Raw genomic sequence first — 17,765 nt, forward strand, 5'->3', positions numbered from 1 at the left:
TATATCGGCTGACGGTTTCGTGATCGTCTCGTTCGACATGAAGCCTTTCGCTTCATGCTCGTGCGTATCCGGTTCCTGCTTCGTTGTCACTGCGGGCCGAACCCCTTGGGTGTTATAGGGTCAAGCCTCACGGGCCATTAGTACACGTTAGCTCAACACCTTGCGGTGCGTCCACACCGTGCCTATCAACCAGCTGGTCTCGCTGGGCCCTTCAGGAGGCTCGAGGCCTCGGGGATGTCTCATCTTGAAGGGGGCTTCCCGCTTAGATGCTTTCAGCGGTTATCCCGTCCGCACATAGCTACCCGGCAATGCCACTGGCGTGACAACCGGAACACCAGAGGTGCGTCCACTCCGGTCCTCTCGTACTAGGAGCAGCCCTTCTCAAACATCCAACGCCCACGGCAGATAGGGACCGAACTGTCTCACGACGTTCTAAACCCAGCTCGCGTACCACTTTAAATGGCGAACAGCCATACCCTTGGGACCGACTTCAGCCCCAGGATGTGATGAGCCGACATCGAGGTGCCAAACACCGCCGTCGATGTGAACTCTTGGGCGGTATCAGCCTGTTATCCCCGGAGTACCTTTTATCCGTTGAGCGATGGCCCTTCCATACAGAACCACCGGATCACTAGAACCTGCTTTCGCACCTGCTCGACGTGTCTGTCTCGCAGTCAAGCACCCTTATGCTCTTGCACTCATTGCACGATGTCCGACCGTGCTGAGGGTACCTTCGTGCTCCTCCGTTACTCTTTGGGAGGAGACCGCCCCAGTCAAACTACCCACCACACACTGTCCTCGACCCGGATAACGGGTCGGAGTGAGAACACCAATGATGCCAGGCCGGTATTTCAAGGGTGGCTCCCTCCGAACTGGCGTCCGGAGTTCCTAGCCTCCCGGCTATCCTACACAGGCAACATCAGTATCCAGTGTGAAGCTATAGTAAAGGTTCACGGGGTCTTTCCGTCTAGCCGCGGGTACACCGCATCTTCACGGCGATTTCAATTTCACTGAGTCTCGGGTGGAGACAGCGTGGCCATCATTACGCCATTCGTGCAGGTCGGAACTTACCCGACAAGGAATTTCGCTACCTTAGGACCGTTATAGTTACGGCCGCCGTTTACCGGGGCTTCGATCAGGAGCTTCGCCCGAGGGCTAACACCATCACTTAACCTTCCGGCACCGGGCAGGCGTCACACCCTATACGTCCGCTTGCGCGTTGGCAGAGTGCTGTGTTTTTACTAAACAGTTGCAGCCACCTGGTATCTTCGGCCGGTTCGGGCTCGGGGAGCAAGTCCCTCTACCCTACGCCGGCGTGCCTTCTCCCGAAGTTACGGCACCATTTTGCCTAGTTCCTTCACCCGAGTTCTCTCAAGCGCCTTGGGATTCTCACCCTGACCACCTGTGTCGGTTTGGGGTACGGTCGCACATGATCTGAAGCTTAGAGGCTTTTCCTGGAAGCGTGGCATCAGTGACTTCCTGACCGTGGTCAGTTCGTCTCGCATCTCGGCCTTGAACGCCCGGATTTGCCTGAGCGTTCAGCCTACCTGCTTTCACCGGGACAACCAGCGCCCGGCTCACCTAGCCTTCTCCGTCCCCCCATCGCAATCATGTCCGGTACGGGAATATTGACCCGTTTCCCATCGACTACGCCTTTCGGCCTCGCCTTAGGGGCCGACTCACTCTGCTCTGATTAGCATCGAACAGAAACCCTTGGTCTTCCGGCGGGGGAGTTTTTCACTCCCCTTATCGTTACTCATGTCAGCATTCGCACTCGTGATACCTCCAGCAGACCTCTCGATCCACCTTCATCGGCGTACACGACGCTCCTCTACCGCTCATCCAGAGGATGAACCCGTAGCTTCGGTACCTGGTTTAGCCCCGTTACATCTTCCGCGCAGGCCGACTCGACCAGTGAGCTATTACGCTTTCTTTAAAGGATGGCTGCTTCTAAGCCAACCTCCTGGCTGTCTGAGCCTTCCCACATCGTTTCCCACTTAACCAGGATTTGGGGACCTTAGCTGACGGTCCGGGTTGTTTCCCTTTTCACGACGGACGTTAGCACCCGCCGTGTGTCTCCCACGCTGCACTCACCGGTATTCGGAGTTTGCCTCGGGTTGGTAAGTCGGGATGACCCCCTAGCCGAAACAGTGCTCTACCCCCGGTGGTGATACGTGAGGCGCTACCTAAATAGCTTTCGAGGAGAACCAGCTATCTCCGGGCTTGATTAGCCTTTCACTCCGATCCACAAGTCATCCAAATCTTTTTCAACAGATCCTGGTTCGGGCCTCCAGTTGATGTTACTCAACCTTCACCCTGCTCATGGATAGATCGCCCGGTTTCGGGTCTATATCCAGCGACTGGTCGCCCAGTTAAGACTCGATTTCTCTACGCCTCCCCTATTCGGTTAAGCTCGCCACTGAATATAAGTCGCTGACCCATTATACAAAAGGTACGCAGTCACAGAACAAGTCTGCTCCCACTGCTTGTACGCACACGGTTTCAGGATCTATTTCACTCCCCTCGCCGGGGTTCTTTTCGCCTTTCCCTCACGGTACTGGTTCACTATCGGTCAGCCAGGAGTATTTAGCCTTGGAGGATGGTCCCCCCGTCTTCAATCAGGGTTTCTCGTGCCCCGACCTACTCGATTTCACTGTGCTCGGATTTCGGCTACGGGACTATCACCCGCTATGGTCAGACTTCCCAGACTGTTCGCCTATCGATTGCACAACTTAAGGGCTGGTCCCCGTTCGCTCGCCGCTACTGGGGGAATCTCGGTTGATTTCTTTTCCTCGGGGTACTTAGATGTTTCAGTTCCCCCGGTTCGCCTCGTATCCCTATGTATTCAGGATACGATACCGACCTTGTGGTCGGTGGGTTTCCCCATTCAGAAATGTTCGGGTCACAGGTCGTTTGCCACCTCACCGAACCTTATCGCAGGCTTCCACGTCTTTCATCGCCTCTGGCTGCCTAGGCATCCACCGTGTGCGCTTCATTGCTTGACCCTATAACCCGAAGGAGTCCGGGCCCGCAATGACAACGATTGCCGGATACGCTTGAGACGTATCACAAAACAATTGCGTATCGAGATCACGTCACGATTACAGGAGCCGAAGCTCATGTCACCGTATCGTCATTCGATACTGTCAGCATGATATACATTGTTAAAGAGCGACTGCCATAAGCAGTGACAAGCGTTCTTCACGTTGGAAAAAAGACCCAAAATACCCAAGGGATTTTTCTTTCAGTGTGTGAAAACACAGCGCTTGTCACTGCTCATCAACAGCATTCGATCAGGCAATTCATTGTGGACGTTTACCGCGAGGATGACGCATCGTTTAAGGAGGTGATCCAGCCGCAGGTTCCCCTACGGCTACCTTGTTACGACTTCACCCCAGTCATGAACCACACCGTGGTGATCGCTTTCCCGAGGGTTAAGCTAACCACTTCTGGTGCAGTCCACTCCCATGGTGTGACGGGCGGTGTGTACAAGGCCCGGGAACGTATTCACCGTGGCATTCTGATCCACGATTACTAGCGATTCCGACTTCACGGAGTCGAGTTGCAGACTCCGATCCGGACTGAGACCGGCTTTTCGGGATTCGCTTGCTCTCGCGAGTTCGCTGCCCTTTGTACCGGCCATTGTAGCACGTGTGTAGCCCTGCTCGTAAGGGCCATGATGACTTGACGTCGTCCCCACCTTCCTCCGGTTTGTCACCGGCAGTCTCCCTAGAGTTCCCGCCATTACGCGCTGGCAAATAGGGACAAGGGTTGCGCTCGTTACGGGACTTAACCCAACATTTCACAACACGAGCTGACGACAGCCATGCAGCACCTGTCTCTGCGTTCCCGAAGGCACCCCGGAATCTCTTCCGGGTTCGCAGGATGTCAAGAGCAGGTAAGGTTCTTCGCGTTGCATCGAATTAAACCACATGCTCCACCGCTTGTGCGGGCCCCCGTCAATTCATTTGAGTTTTAACCTTGCGGCCGTACTCCCCAGGCGGTCGACTTATCGCGTTAACTTCGCCACAAGGTGCACAAGGCACCCAACGGCTGGTCGACATCGTTTACGGCGTGGACTACCAGGGTATCTAATCCTGTTTGCTACCCACGCTTTCGCACCTCAGTGTCAGTGTCAGTCCAGAAGGCCGCCTTCGCCACTGGTATTCCTCCCGATCTCTACGCATTTCACCGCTACACCGGGAATTCCACCTTCCTCTCCTGCACTCTAGCCTGACAGTTCCGGATGCCGTTCCCAGGTTGAGCCCGGGGCTTTCACAACCGGCTTGTCAAGCCACCTACGCGCGCTTTACGCCCAGTAATTCCGATTAACGCTTGCACCCTCCGTATTACCGCGGCTGCTGGCACGGAGTTAGCCGGTGCTTCTTCTGTGGGTGATGTCCTTCCTGACGGGTATTAACCGGCAGGCCTTCTTCCCCACTGAAAGTGCTTTACAACCCGAGGGCCTTCTTCACACACGCGGCATGGCTGGATCAGGCTTGCGCCCATTGTCCAATATTCCCCACTGCTGCCTCCCGTAGGAGTTCGGGCCGTGTCTCAGTCCCGATGTGGCTGATCATCCTCTCAGACCAGCTACGGATCGTCGCCCTGGTGAGCCGTTACCTCACCAGCTAGCTAATCCGACATGGGCTCGTCCGATAGCGGGAGCCGAAGCCCCCTTTCTCCCGTAGGACGTATGCGGTATTAGCCTGGGTTTCCCCAGGTTATCCCCCACTATCGGGTGGATTCCCATGCATTACTCACCCGTCCGCCGCTCGCCACCAGGAAGCAAGCTTCCCGTGCTGCCGCTCGACTTGCATGTGTTAAGCCTGCCGCCAGCGTTCAATCTGAGCCATGATCAAACTCTTCAGTTTAAAATCAGTGTGATTCTTGCCTGCCCCACATACGACGACATGACGCAGAGGCGAATCAATCCTGGCTCAAGGTTCAAACGAATTTACCGTGATACCTCGAAAGGTATCGCTGTGTTCGTCTGCCTTGATATAAGGTGACTTGTCACCCTCATCGGCAAACGCCCACATGAATTGCCTGATCAAATTGTTAAAGAGCTTTCGACGAACCGTTCGATGACCTGAACCGCTTGCCCGTCGAGGAAGGCGTATTCTACGCATTCCGGTGAATTTGTCAACCGCTGATTTCAGCGAGTGAAGCGAGCCGTTCAAACCAATCGAACATTGCTCTAACTTCCTGACAAACCGAAGGTTTTCACCTTCATCCACCGCTGGAAACGTTGTCCGTCCCCGGCAGCGGATGCGTACTTTACGGATTTGGTCGGGCGAGTGCAAGCGGTTTTTCGACTGCAGGTGAAAACGACTTTAACCTCACCTTTCTACTACCCAAAAGGTATCCACCTTTATGGTATTGAGCCCCCTGGTTAAACCCCATAACCTTGGCGCTCTCCCGTTAAAGGCGAGGCTTATGATCCACTCACCGCTTTTTCCCTCGAGCCGCAGGCGCCTCGTTTGGATTCTGGCGCTTCTGCTCGGGCTGGTGGTCGGCATGTGGCAGGCCGCCGAGTTTGCCCGGGTGCGCGCGCTCGGTGAGCTGGAGGAGGACGCCGAAAACGAGCTGCGCCTGTCGGCGGCCAATCTCCAGGGCTATCTGCTGCGCTTTGACTATTTGCCTCCCATGCTGGCCACCCGCGAAGCCGTGCGCCGCTTTCTCGCCTCTCCACAAAGCCAAAACCCCATGCCGCTCAACATGCTGCTGGATCGGTTCCGCTTTACTGCTGGGGTGTCCGACGTCTATCTGCTGGACCGGGAAGGCACCACCCTGGCCGCCAGCAACTGGCACCGCCCCAACACCTTCATCGGCCACAACTATTCGTTTCGTAGCTATTATACCCAGGCCATGAATGGTCAGCCCGGACGCTTTTTCGGGCTGGGCACTCAGTCGCTCGAGCGCGGCTACTTCTTTTCAGCGCCGGTTTGGCTGGACGATACCGCCCCGGACGCCACCCCGGATGGAGTGATCGTGATCAAGGTACTGCTCGACGAGGTCGAGCAGAGCTGGGCGGAGCAGGATGCCGAGCTTTTCGTCACCGATGGCGACGACATCATCTTCATGGCCAGCCGCCCGGAGCTTCGCATGAGCGCGCTCTATCCGCTCGATGTTGCCGAGCGAGACATGCTAAGACGCACCCGACGCTACGCCATGGAGCCATTGAACTACTCTGGCATTCGCGTGGACGCTGACGATAACGCCAACGGCCGGCAAGTCAGCTTCGAGCAAGGCCCGCTGACGGGCGAGCACTACCTGAGCCTGACCCAGACCATCACCGAGTTCGGTTGGCAGATGCATATCCTCAAACCGCTGACCCCGGTTGCACGCGCGCAGTGGATCGCCGCGCTGATGGCGGGCGGGCTGTATGGATTACTGGTGCTTGGCGGCGGCGTGGGCTGGCAACGTTGGCGGCTGCGCCGGGAGCGCGAGGCGTTCGCCGAGCGTGAGCGACAGACGCTTGCCCGGGTGCGCGACGAGCTCGAGGTCAGCGTGGCGCGGCGTACCCGCGACCTGGTGGCCAGCAACCAGCGCCTCTCCAGCGAGATCGACGAGCGTCTGCGCGCCGAAGCGAGCCTGCGCCAGACTCAGGACGAGCTGGTGCAGGCCGCGAAGCTGGCCGTTCTGGGCCAGCTGGCGGCCGGCATCAACCACGAACTCAACCAGCCGCTGGCGGCGATTCGTGCCTACGCCGAAAACGCCCGGCGCTTCATCGAGCTGGCCCGCACCGAGCAGGCCGATGCCAACCTTGGTCAGATCGTCGAGCTGACCGAGCGCATGGCGGAGATCAGCGCTCAGTTGCGCCAGTTCTCGCGCAAGAGCAGCGAGCGCCATGAAAGCATCGCCGTTCAAACCTGCGCCGAGTACGCGCTTCGCCTGTTTCAAAACCGCCTGCGCGAAAGCCACACCGAGGTGATCCAGACGATGCCCGCCGAACCGCTCTGGGTCGTTGGAGACCTGGTGCGTCTGGAGCAGGTGCTGGTCAACCTGATCGGCAACGCCCTGCAGGCCACCAGCGGCCAGCCGGCGCCCAAGCTGATACTCAGCGCCGGGAGTGAAGGCGACGTCGTGCAGATTCGCGTCGAGGATAACGGCCCCGGTATCGACGAAGAGCACCTAACGCACATCTTCGAGCCCTTTTTCACCACCCGGGCGCCGGGCAGTGGCTTGGGACTCGGCCTTTCGATCTCTTCGCGTATCATGACGGATCTGGGCGGCAGCCTCGTGGCCAGCAATACCGACCGCGGCGCGTGTTTTACGCTTACCCTCGCCGCCGGTGAGCCGCCCGTCGAACCGCCCGCTCAACCGTTGGAGAGCCGCCATGCATGAGCCCGAGACGCTGCCCGTGATCGTCATCGACGACGAGGCGCATCTGCGCATCACGGCCAGCCAAACGCTGGAACTCGCCGGCTACACGCCGCACTGTTTCGCCTCTGCCGAGCAGGCGCTGGCTGAGCTTCCGCCGCACTTTCCCGGCGTCATCGTCAGCGACATGCGCATGCCGGGCATGGACGGCATGGCGCTTCTACACGCGTTAAAAAAGCGCGACCCGACGCTGCCGATCATTCTCATTACCGGTCACGGCGACATCTCTACCGCCGTGGAAGCCATGCGCGCCGGCGCCTGGGATTTTCTGGAGAAACCCTTCGCCGGCGAGCAGCTCGTCGACGTGGTGCGCCGCGGCATCGAAAAGCGCCAGCTGAGTCTGGAGAACACCCACCTCAAGGCGGAGCTCGAGGCGCAGCAGGCCGCGCTCGGCCCGCGCCTGGTCGGCCGCACCCCGGTGATCTCGCACCTGGCGGCGATGATTCAGCGCATCAGTCAGGTCGAAGCCGATGTGCTGCTGCTGGGCGAAACCGGGACGGGCAAGGATCTGGTCGCCCGGGCGATCCACGAGCGCAGCGCCCGGCGCGCCCATCCGTTCATGGCGATCAACTGCGGGGCGGTGCCGGAGCACACCATCGAATCCGAGCTTTTCGGCCACGAGAAAGGCGCCTTCACCGGCGCGGTGGAGCGACGAATCGGCAAGTTCGAGCACGCCAACGGCGGCACGGTGTTTTTGGATGAGATCGAATCCATGCCGCCGGCGCTGCAGGTGAAGCTCTTGCGCGTGCTCCAGGAGCGCAGCGTCGAGCGTTTGGGCGCCAACGAGACGGTGGCGCTGGACATCCGCGTCATCGCCGCCACCAAGGTGGATCTCAAGGTCGCCGCCGACGAAGGCCGCTTTCGCGAGGATCTCTACTACCGGCTCAACGTGGTGACGCTGCCGCTGCCCGCTCTGCGCGAGCGCCGTGAGGACATCCCACTTCTATTCCAGCACTTCGCCGTGGTCGCCGCCAACAGAAGCGGCCTGGAAGCGCCGACGCTGGATAACCACGCCGTGGCCACGCTGTTGGCCCACGACTGGCCGGGCAACGTGCGCGAGCTTAGAAACCTGGCCGAACGCTACGTGCTGCTCGGCGCGGCCTTCGACTACCGCCTCGATGTGCTGCTCGCTGGCGAAACCGCAAGCGTCGAAGAGCCCACGCTACCTCGCCAGGTCGAGCTGTTCGAAAAGAGCCTGATCAGCCAGTCCTTGGCCCGCCACCAGGGCCGCGTCATCGACGTGTGCACGCACCTGGGCCTGCCGCGCAAGACCTTTTACGACAAGCTGAAAAAGCACGGCCTGAGCGCCGAGGATTACCGCCACAAAAGCGACCCCTGATGCAAAAGCTCGCCCAGCACCCCCCAGGGCGGCACCCAGGGCATCAGAGTCAACAGCGCGATCAGCATCAACAGGTTGGAGACCGGCCGGCGGCTATCGCCGAGTTTTAGCGCCGTGCCGAAGGAGCGCTTGAGCCGCGCCCCTTCCAAATCGACGCTAAACAGCTCGTCGAGCCCCAAATGGATGAGAAACCCCAGCAGCACCGAGGCGCCGTGGGACCAGGCGATCCAGGGCGGCTGCATCAGCGCATTAAAGCTGAGCGCGGCGGTGGCGCCGGCGCAGAGCGCTGCAGCCATCAAGGAGTGCCAGATACCGCGGTGCACGGTGAGTTTGGAAAACAGAATGCTTGCCAGATAGCGCACGCCAAAATAGATGCCGCCGCAGGCAACGAGCAGCATGCCCGGCGCCAACCACGGCTGCAAAAGCAGTACGCCGAGCACCAGCGAGGGCACCGAAAGCAGGTTGAAAATCAAACGGATGGACTTGGAGCGGTCGGCGTCGATATCCGGCAAAATGCCGCCAAAGGCGACCAGCGCAATCATCAAAAGCGCCTGGGAAGGCGACCACCACTGCGCGTGGTAGCCCCCGTACGCGAAAAGCGTGCCGCCCGCCGCCGCCACCGTAATGTGCGTGCGAAAATTCGCCATACCGCGGCACCCTATAAAACTGTATAAATTAACAGATTATAGACCCGCGCGACACGCTGAGAATAGAAAAAAGAGTGTCAGGGCAACCGTTTAGGCAGATTCGTTATCCGGTTCGGCCAAAAACTGATCCTTCAACTTCACGTAATTGCCTGCCGTATAGGTAAAAAACGCCCGCTCCTTCTCCTTGAGCGGGCGCAGCGCCTTCGCCGGGTTGCCGCCGTAGACATGACCGCTTTCGAGCGTTTTGCCCGGGGTCACCACGGCGCCGGCGGCGATGATCACTTCGTCTTCGACCACCACGCCGTCCATGACGATCGCGCCCATCCCCACCAGAATGCGGCTGCCGAGGGTGGCGCCGTGCAAAAGCGCCTTGTGGCCGATGGTCACGTCATCGCCCACGGTGAGCGCAAAGCCGTCCGGATTGAAGTCGCTGGCATGGGTGATATGCAGCACGCTGCCATCCTGGATACTGACCCGCGCGCCGATACGGATACGGTGCATATCGCCGCGAATCACCGTCATCGGCCAGACCGAGCAGTCATCACCCAGCACGACATCGCCGATTACGACGCTCGCCGGGTCGATGAAGACCCGCTCGCCCAACCGCGGGCTCTGCCCCTTGAACGCTCTCAACGCCTTGCTCATGTGTGCTCCTTCAAGCTGGTCGGTCAGCCCAGCGCCAGCACGCCACCGACCAGCACCACCAACGTTAACGGAATCGATATATAGCGAAGCGTAGCACGCCAGAGCCGGTAGCCACGACTACCCGCCCCTAGCGACTCGACCGCTTGGGATTCCGGCAATACCCAGGCCGCGAAGATGGCGATCAAGAGCCCGCCCAGCGGCAAAAAGACATCCGGCGGAATCGAGCTTAAAAGCTCGAACACGTTGCGCCCCCAAAGCGGGCGGAACTCGCCAAGCGTGGAGAAGGAGAGCGCGGCCAGCACGCCGAGTAGCCAGACGCTCACAGCCACCGCCGCGGTACTGATACTCCGCCGCCACCCCATGCCGGTGAGCGTAGCGACCATCGGTTCGGCCAGATTGATCGCCGACGTCCAGGTCGCCAGCAGCAACAGCAGAAAAAAGCCACTGAGCCAGAGGCTGCCAAAAGGCAGCTCGGCGAAGGCGATGGGCAGGGTGACGAACATCAGCCCCGGCCCCTGGGTCGGGTCGAGCCCCTGGGCGAACACGACGGAGAAAATCGCGATACCGGCCAATAGCGCCACGCAGATATCGAGCAGCGCCACCGCGAAGGCCGCCCGGGTCAGACTCTGCTCTTCGGGCATGTAAGCGCCATAGGCCATCAGCGCGCAGGCGCCCACCGCCAGGGTGAAGAAGGCGTGGCCCATGGCGTGAAACACCACCGTCGGCGTGATCGCTTCAAAAGAGGGCAAAAAGAGCCAGCCAAGCGCCGGGCCGAAACCATCGGTGCTCGCCCCGTAGCCCGCCAGCACCAGCAGCAGGAGATACAAAAGCGGCATCAGAAAGTTGTTCAGCCGCTCCAAACCCTTGGCCACACCGGCGGCGACCACGGTCATGGTGATGAACAGAAACAGCGAGTGGTTGAAAACCAGAAGCCAGGGGTTGGCCAGAAAGGCCTCGAAGCCGGCGCCAATCGCCTGTGGCGACTGACCCTCGAAGGTGCCGTTGATCGAGGCCACCAGAAATTCGATCGACCAGCCGGACACCACCGAGTAAAACGACAGAATGCAGAAGACGGTCAGCGCGCCAAAAAGCCCTAGATAACGCCAGCGCGGACTCGCCTGGCTTGCCCTGGCGAGCGTGGCCAGCGAGCGCACCGGGCTTTGGCGCCCGCCGCGGCCGATCAGAATTTCCGCCATCATCACAGGAATGCCCAGCAGCAGCACGAAGGCGATATACAGCAATAAAAACGCCGCGCCGCCGTTTTCCCCGGCGATATAGGGAAAGCGCCAGATATTGCCAAGTCCCACCGCCGCCCCGGTCATTGCGAGGATAAAGGCGCGTTTGGACCCCCAGCGCTCTAGCGTATCGTTCATCACCTGCTCCTGGCGGACTCGAAAAATGGGTATCGAAGATCGTAGTGAAAGTCGGCAAGCCTAGCAGGCGCCTACGTAAAGGCCAATGGTCAGTCAAACCCACCATGAAGCGCCTCGAGCGCTTTGTGAGCGCCCGCGCAGCCGCCGCTTAATAGCGCCGCCGCCATTGAAAGCGCGGGGCATCGCCCGCACTGTGTCATGATCGCTTTCTGATCGCGCCCTTTCATTTTCAACGAGGTGTCCATGTCCCAAAATCCCCTGCTTGAGACACAAACGCTCCCCCCTTTCGCCGATATTCGCGCCGAGCACGTACTCCCGGCGATCGACACGCTTTTGGACGAAAGCCGTGCGGCCATCGAGTCCCTCGTCGACCAGGCACGTCACACGCCGCCGACCTGGGCGAACTTCGCAGCCCCCTTGGAGGAGGTCAACGACCGCCTTTCCCGCGCGTGGTCGCCGGTCAGCCAGCTCAACAGCACCATGAACTCGCCGGAACTTCGAGAGGCCTATGAGGCGTGCATCGAAAAGCTCTCCGCCTTTGGTACGTGGGTAGGCCAGCACGAAGGCCTCTTTCACGCCTGGCAAGCGCTCAAGCAGGAGCCCACCTGGTCGAACCTCGATGCCGGCCAACAGCGCGCCGTGGACAACGCCCTGCGCGATTTCCGCCTGGCAGGCGTTGATCTGCCCGCGGATAAAAAGGCGCGCTACGGCGAGATCCAGGCGCGGCTCTCACAGCTTTCCAACCAGTACTCCAACCACGTGCTGGACGCTACTCAGGCCTGGCACAAGGATATCGAAAGCGTTGATGAACTGGCCGGCGTGCCGGAAAGCGCCCGCGAGACGCTGAAAGCCATCGCTGAGGCAAAGGGCGTCGAGGGCTACCGCATCACCCTCGATTTCCCGAGCTTTTTCCCGGTGGTCAGCTATGCCGACCGCCGCGAGCTTCGCGAAGAGGTGTATACCGCCTTCGTCACCCGCGCCTCAAACCAGGGCCCGAACGCGGGACGCTTCGACAACGCCGCGCTGATCGAGGAAATTCTCGCGCTGCGCCAGGAGCTGGCCCAGCTGCTCGGCTTCGATACCTACGCCGATCTGTCGCTGGCGACCAAAATGGCGGACTCGCCGGCCCAGGTAGAAGAATTTCTCAACGACTTGGCCCGCCGTGCCAAACCCCAGGCCGAGGAGGAGTTCGAGGAGCTTGGCCGCTTTGCCCGCGAGGAGCTCGGCATCGACACCTTGAAGCCCTGGGATGTCGGCTACGCCAGTGAAAAGCTTCGCGAGGCGCGCTATGCGATCAACCAGGAGCAGCTTCGCCCCTACTTCCCCGCCCCGCGCGTGGTCGACGGGCTCTTCCAGGTGCTCGAGCGTCTTTACGGCCTGCAGGTCGAGGAGGACACGCAGGCGCCGCGCTATCACCCGGACGTGCGCTTTTTCAACATTCTGGAGAACGGCACGCCGATCGCCGGCTTCTATCTCGACCTCTACGCCCGCGAAGGCAAGCGCGGCGGTGCCTGGATGGCCGACTGCCGCGTTCGCCGCGAAGGCGCCGACGGCCTGCAGCTGCCGGTGGCGTTTTTGACCTGCAACTTCACCGCCCCGGTCGGCGACAAGCCCGCCCTTTTGACCCACGACGAAGTCACCACGCTGTTTCACGAGTTTGGCCACGGCCTGCATCACATGCTCACCCGCCAGTCGATCGCCGACATCTCCGGCATCAACGGCGTGGCCTGGGACGCGGTGGAGCTGCCCAGCCAGTTCATGGAGAACTACTGCTGGGAGCGCGAGGGCATCGACCTGCTTTCCGGCCACGTCGAGAGCGGCGAGGCGCTGTTCGAGCGCCTGCTGGCGGCGAAAAACTTCCAGTCCGCCATGGGCATGATGCGCCAGCTCGAGTTCTCGCTTTTTGACCTGCGCCTGCATCACGAACTCAAAGCGCCAAGTGCCGATGACGTGCAGGCGCTTCTGGATGAGGTACGTCGCCAAACCTCGGTCGTACCCACGGTCGACTTCAACCGCTTCCAGAACAGCTTTAGCCACATTTTCGCCGGCGGCTACGCGGCGGGCTACTACAGCTACAAGTGGGCAGAAGTGCTCTCGGCGGACGCCTGGAGTGCGTTCGAGGAAGCGGGTATTTTCGATCCGGCCACCGGCACCCGCTTTCGCCAGCAGATTCTTGAACAGGGCGGCGCGGCGGATGCCGCCGAGCTGTTCGAGGCGTTTCGCGGACGCGAGCCGAGCGTCGAGCCGCTTTTGCGCCATAGCGGTATCCGCGCCGCCTGACGCGCCCTTGCAACGACCTCTTTTCAACGACCTCTTTTCAACGACCAAGGAGCGCGGCAAGCCGCCGCGCTCGGGAGAGACCATGTCGAGTGTGAAACGCTTTATCGCTGGCGTCACCTGCCCGCGCTGCGCGGCCATGGACCGCATCCGCGCCTGGGAGCAGAACGGCATTCGCTATCGCGAGTGCGTGAGCTGCGATTTTTTCGAGCAGCTCCCCATTGAAGACGAAAACTCCTCGGAGCTGACCACCCGGGTCAACCAGGTACGCGAGGAGCAAAAAAGCCAGGACGTCCAGCCGGTGCGGATTCTCGACCCCAAAAGAAAATCCTGACCCGAGCTTTTGTCTGACGCCAGCCTGCCTGACTGGCGCTTACGCCATCCAGTAACGCCTTGACGACCGCGCCTCGCATCCGAGTGGCCTCGCATTCGAGTGGCCTCGCACCCGAGTGTGCGGCTTTTCGCACGCCTGAACCCGGCGTTTGTGTGAACATCCAGCCACATTCCGCTTCTTCGGTTTCGACCAAAGTTGCAGGAAAACGTCGTAACTAACTGAAAACAAATAAAGGGACATTACCTGGCACGAGGATCGCTCTAAACAGGCTGTTTAACCGGGCCATTGCTGCCTTGTTTCAAAAGCCGTTTTACAAAAACCTCAATAACCGCCAGGGAATTCTCGCCATGCGCCAACTCATGCCCAAAACCGCGCTTATGCTCGCAAGCGCCACCCTCGTTGCCGCTGCCGGTAGCGCCAGCGCCGAGGAAGACCGCGCCGGCTGGCCGGACAACTTCACCGTTGGTACCGCAAGTCAGGGCGGCACTTACTTCGTCTACGGCTCCGGCTGGGCCAACTTCATCGCCGATGAGCTGGGCCTTTCCGGCGGCGGCGAAGTGACCGGCGGTCCGACTCAAAACCTGGCGCTGGTGCACTCCGGCGACATGGCCTTCGGACTTACCACCATGGGCCCGGCCGCCGATGCGGTGAACGGCGAAAGCCCGCTGGCGCCGGGGCTCAAGATGGATAACGTCTGCGCACTGTTCCCGATGTACGAAACGCCGTTCTCGATTACCGCGCTTTCAAGCTCCGGCATCGAGTCGATCTCCGACATTCCCGACGGCGCGCGCATCGGCTTTGGCCCGGCGGCCTCCACCTCGGACACCTACTTCCCGGCGATGCTGGAAACCCTGGGCGTGAACTTCGAGCGCCGTAACGGCGGCTGGTCGGATCTTGGCGGCCAGCTCCAGGACGGCCTACTGGACGTCATTGCCTTCGCCGCAGGCATCCCGATTCCGGCAGTGAGCCAGCTCGAAGTGCAGACCGACGTCAACATCATCTCCTTCACCGATGAAGAGCGCGCTACCGTGCTCGACAACTACCCGGTCGCGGAGTACGACATTCCGGCGAGCACCTACACCACGCTCGAGGAGGACTCCCCAGTCGTCTCCATGTGGAACTTCGCCATGGCGGGCTGCGATTTGCCCGAGGACTTCATCTACGAAGTCACCAAGGTGACAATGGAGAACAACGACCGCATGCGCTCGATTCACCGTAGCGCCGAAACCACCGTGCCGGAAAACGTCGTGCACAACACCGTGCTGCCCTTCCACCCGGGGGCGGCGCGCTGGTTCGAAGAGAACGGCTATGAGATCGACGACAGCCTGATCAAGTAAGCCGACCCGCTCGCTTTTTGCCCCTCCGGCGACGCCGCGCGGGGCCGTTTTGCCTCTCCCTTTTACCGATGACTGAAGGTGACCTTGCATGAGTCATAACGCCGACTCCCCCCCATTTGATGCCAAGGATGAAGGTCACGTCACCGCGGCCTCGAGCGCGACGATCGCCGATGGCGTCGACGAGGAAGTGGTCGAAGCCAACCGGCGCGTCTTTACCGGCTGGCAGTTTTTGCTCTTTGCGACGCTCGCGATTCTCTACTCGGGATTTCACCTGTTTTCGCTGAACGTCTACCCGATCGAAACCTGGTCGTTTCGTATCATCCACATCGCCGGCGCCCTGATTCTCGGGTACGGGCTTTTCGCCGGCGCCCGCTTTGCCGAGGCCGGGACCCACGCCTCGCCCGCGTGGCTCAAGGCGCTGGGGGTCGCGCTGCTGATTCCGGCGGCCTATACGCTGGTGCAGGTATTCTTGATGCAGCAGACGCTGGCCGGCGGCGCCATGCGCATCGACCCCGCCGTGGAGAACTGGCACTTCGGCTATCCGCTGATGGCCACCACCGCTGCCGCCATCGTGCTCTCCTGGGGCTTTCGCCTGGAGCGTGATCGCTTCAACCCGGCGGATCTGGTCCTGATGGTGTGCGCGCTGGCAAGCGCCGGCTATTTACTGCTGATGTACAACTCGCCCATGCGTGCCTCGACCGGCACCTCCTTTGCGCCAATCGGCATCTCCTGGGCGGCGATCGCCGGCTCGCTGCTGATTCTGGAGCTGACCCGGCGTGTGGCGGGCCTGGCGCTGGTGGTGATCTCCGCCGTCTTTTTGGTCTACGTTTTCGCCGGGCCCTATCTACCGGGCTTTCTGGGCTATCCGGGGTTATCGGTGCAGCGCTTTTTCAGCCAGGTCTACACCGACGCCGGGATTCTCGGCCCGACCACCGCGGTCTCCTCGACCTACATCATCCTGTTCATCATTTTCGCGGCGTTTTTGCAGGCCTCCAAAGTGGGCGACTACTTCGTCAACTTCGCCTTCGCCGCCGCCGGGCGCGCGCGCGGCGGCCCGGCCAAGGTCTCGATCTTCGCCTCGGGCCTGATGGGCATGATCAACGGCACCTCGGCGGGTAACGTGGTCTCCACGGGCTCGCTGACCATTCCGCTGATGAAGAAAGTGGGTTATCCCGCGCGCAGCGCCGGCGCCATCGAGGCGGCGGCCTCTACCGGCGGGCAGATCATGCCGCCGATCATGGGCGCGGGCGCCTTTATCATGGCGGAAGTGACCGGCATTCCCTATACCGAGATCGCCATCGCCGCGATCATTCCCGCGGTGCTCTACTTCGCGTCGATCTACTTCATGGTCGATTTCGAGGCGGCGCGCAAGGGCATGCGCGGCATGCGTAAGGACGAAATTCCGCGCTTCTCGCGTCTGGTAAAGCAGGTGTACCTGTTCGCGCCGATCATCATTTTGATCGCAGCGCTGTTCATGGGCTACTCGGTGATTCGCGCGGGCACGCTTGCGACCGCCTCGGCGGCGGTAGTGAGCTGGATTTCACCGAACAAGATGGGGCCGAAAGCGATTTTGAAAGCGCTGCAGCTCGCCGGCACCATGTCGATCCAGATCATCGCCGTGTGCGCCTGCGCCGGGCTGATCGTCGGCGTCATTTCGTTGACCGGCGTCGGCGCGCGCTTCTCTTCGCTCTTATTGGGGCTTGCCGGCGTCAGCCAGCTTTTGGCGCTGGTGTTCGCCATGCTGATCAGCATTTTGCTGGGCATGGGCATGCCGACCACCGCCGCCTACGCGGTCGCGGCGTCCGTGGTGGCGCCCGGGTTGATCAATATCGGCATCCAGCCGCTGGTGGCACACTTCTTCGTGTTCTACTTCGCGGTGGTCTCGGCAATCACCCCGCCGGTGGCGCTGGCCTCCTACGCGGCGGCGGGCATCTCCGGCGATAACCCGATGGGTACCTCGGTGGCGTCGTTCAAGATCGGGCTGGCGGCGTTTATCGTGCCGTTCATGTTCTTCTACAGCCCGGCGATGCTGATGGAAGGCTCGGCGCTACAGATACTGCGCGTCGGCGTGACCGCCACGCTCGGTATCGTGCTGCTCTCGGGCATGGTGCAGAAGTGGTTCTTCGGGCCGGTCAACGGCGCGGCGCGGGTGGTGATGCTGGTGGGGGCGATTTTCCTGATCTACGGCGGCATCTATACCGATGCGTTGGGCCTTGCCATCGCCGCGGCGCTGTTTTTGATGCAGCGGCGCCAGAGGGCCAACACACCGTCGACCAGCACTTCGTCATAGAAAGTGAATCGCGTAAAACGACAACGCCCGCCTGGTTCGCCAGACGGGCGTTTTTTATGAGTAGCCGTATCGAGTGACCCGTAGCGGGGGTTTTTCGCCAAGGATGGCGAAAGTAGCGTACAGGGAGGTATTCATAG

The 17,765-nt window shown here is 60.8% G+C and carries 9 protein-coding genes and 2 rRNA genes; 6 read left to right on the top strand and 5 right to left on the bottom strand.

What is annotated here, in order from left to right:
• Positions 1 to 116: 116 nt before the first annotated feature.
• A 23S ribosomal RNA gene (locus tag RN347_RS16570) occupies positions 117 to 3,005 on the bottom strand.
• 334 nt (positions 3,006 to 3,339) lie between these two features.
• Positions 3,340 to 4,874, bottom strand: a 16S ribosomal RNA gene (locus tag RN347_RS16575).
• The 16S and 23S rRNA genes sit together here, the layout of an rRNA operon.
• A gap of 565 nt (positions 4,875 to 5,439) precedes the next feature.
• On the opposite strand from RN347_RS16575, the gene RN347_RS16580 reads away from it, so the two are divergent.
• Together RN347_RS16580 and RN347_RS16585 are read left to right on the top strand one after the other, a co-directional pair.
• Positions 5,440 to 7,350, top strand: coding sequence for an ATP-binding protein (locus RN347_RS16580; RefSeq protein ID WP_311958960.1), 1,911 nt, complete (start codon positions 5,440 to 5,442; stop codon positions 7,348 to 7,350).
• Positions 7,343 to 8,725: a sigma-54 dependent transcriptional regulator gene (locus RN347_RS16585; RefSeq protein WP_263585751.1), complete on the top strand. Its 1,383-nt coding sequence runs from the start codon at positions 7,343 to 7,345 to the stop codon at positions 8,723 to 8,725. Before RN347_RS16580 ends, RN347_RS16585 begins: the two co-directional genes overlap by 8 nt.
• Here RN347_RS16585 and RN347_RS16590 read toward each other — a convergent pair.
• The 3 genes from RN347_RS16590 to RN347_RS16600 all read right to left on the bottom strand — a co-directional run bounded on the left by RN347_RS16590 (position 8,701) and on the right by RN347_RS16600 (position 11,390).
• A complete protein-coding gene (locus RN347_RS16590; RefSeq protein WP_263585750.1) occupies positions 8,701 to 9,372 on the bottom strand; it encodes a metal-dependent hydrolase in 672 nt (223 codons plus the stop codon). The two genes, RN347_RS16585 and RN347_RS16590, sit on opposite strands and share 25 nt — an antisense overlap.
• Before the next feature lie 90 nt (positions 9,373 to 9,462).
• Positions 9,463 to 10,017: a gamma carbonic anhydrase family protein gene (locus RN347_RS16595; RefSeq protein ID WP_263585749.1), complete on the bottom strand. Its 555-nt coding sequence runs from the start codon at positions 10,015 to 10,017 to the stop codon at positions 9,463 to 9,465.
• 23 nt (positions 10,018 to 10,040) lie between these two features.
• Entirely contained in the window at positions 10,041 to 11,390 is a 1,350-nt protein-coding gene (locus RN347_RS16600) for a sodium-dependent transporter (RefSeq protein WP_311958961.1), read from the bottom strand.
• Positions 11,391 to 11,633: 243 nt separating this feature from the next.
• On the opposite strand from RN347_RS16600, the gene prlC reads away from it, so the two are divergent.
• From prlC to RN347_RS16620, 4 genes are all read left to right on the top strand, one after another.
• Entirely contained in the window at positions 11,634 to 13,670 is a 2,037-nt protein-coding gene (prlC, locus tag RN347_RS16605; protein ID WP_311958962.1) for an oligopeptidase A, read from the top strand.
• A gap of 82 nt (positions 13,671 to 13,752) precedes the next feature.
• On the top strand, positions 13,753 to 14,001 hold the full coding sequence (locus tag RN347_RS16610; protein ID WP_263585746.1) for a YheV family putative zinc ribbon protein: 249 nt from the start codon (positions 13,753 to 13,755) through the stop codon (positions 13,999 to 14,001).
• A 347-nt stretch (positions 14,002 to 14,348) separates the two neighbouring features.
• On the top strand, positions 14,349 to 15,338 hold the full coding sequence (locus RN347_RS16615) for a TAXI family TRAP transporter solute-binding subunit (RefSeq protein WP_263585745.1): 990 nt from the start codon (positions 14,349 to 14,351) through the stop codon (positions 15,336 to 15,338).
• 88 nt (positions 15,339 to 15,426) lie between these two features.
• Entirely contained in the window at positions 15,427 to 17,628 is a 2,202-nt protein-coding gene (locus tag RN347_RS16620) for a TRAP transporter fused permease subunit (protein ID WP_311958963.1), read from the top strand.
• Positions 17,629 to 17,765: the final 137 nt, after the last annotated feature.

The organism is Halomonas sp. PAMB 3264 (genome assembly GCF_031954245.1).
GTDB lineage: Bacteria > Pseudomonadota > Gammaproteobacteria > Pseudomonadales > Halomonadaceae > Vreelandella.

Excerpts from the sequence above, each read along its gene's own strand:
- RN347_RS16595 (WP_263585749.1), bottom strand. The coding sequence starts at position 10,017 with ATGAGCAAGGCGTTGAGAGCGTTCAAGGGGCAGAGCCCGCGGTTGGGC.
- RN347_RS16600 (WP_311958961.1), bottom strand. The coding sequence starts at position 11,390 with ATGAACGATACGCTAGAGCGCTGGGGGTCCAAACGCGCCTTTATCCTC.
- RN347_RS16615 (WP_263585745.1), top strand. The coding sequence starts at position 14,349 with ATGCGCCAACTCATGCCCAAAACCGCGCTTATGCTCGCAAGCGCCACC.
- RN347_RS16585 (WP_263585751.1), top strand. The coding sequence starts at position 7,343 with ATGCATGAGCCCGAGACGCTGCCCGTGATCGTCATCGACGACGAGGCG.
- RN347_RS16610 (WP_263585746.1), top strand. The coding sequence starts at position 13,753 with ATGTCGAGTGTGAAACGCTTTATCGCTGGCGTCACCTGCCCGCGCTGC.
- prlC (WP_311958962.1), top strand. The coding sequence starts at position 11,634 with ATGTCCCAAAATCCCCTGCTTGAGACACAAACGCTCCCCCCTTTCGCC.
- RN347_RS16620 (WP_311958963.1), top strand. The coding sequence starts at position 15,427 with ATGAGTCATAACGCCGACTCCCCCCCATTTGATGCCAAGGATGAAGGT.
- RN347_RS16580 (WP_311958960.1), top strand. The coding sequence starts at position 5,440 with ATGATCCACTCACCGCTTTTTCCCTCGAGCCGCAGGCGCCTCGTTTGG.
- RN347_RS16590 (WP_263585750.1), bottom strand. The coding sequence starts at position 9,372 with ATGGCGAATTTTCGCACGCACATTACGGTGGCGGCGGCGGGCGGCACG.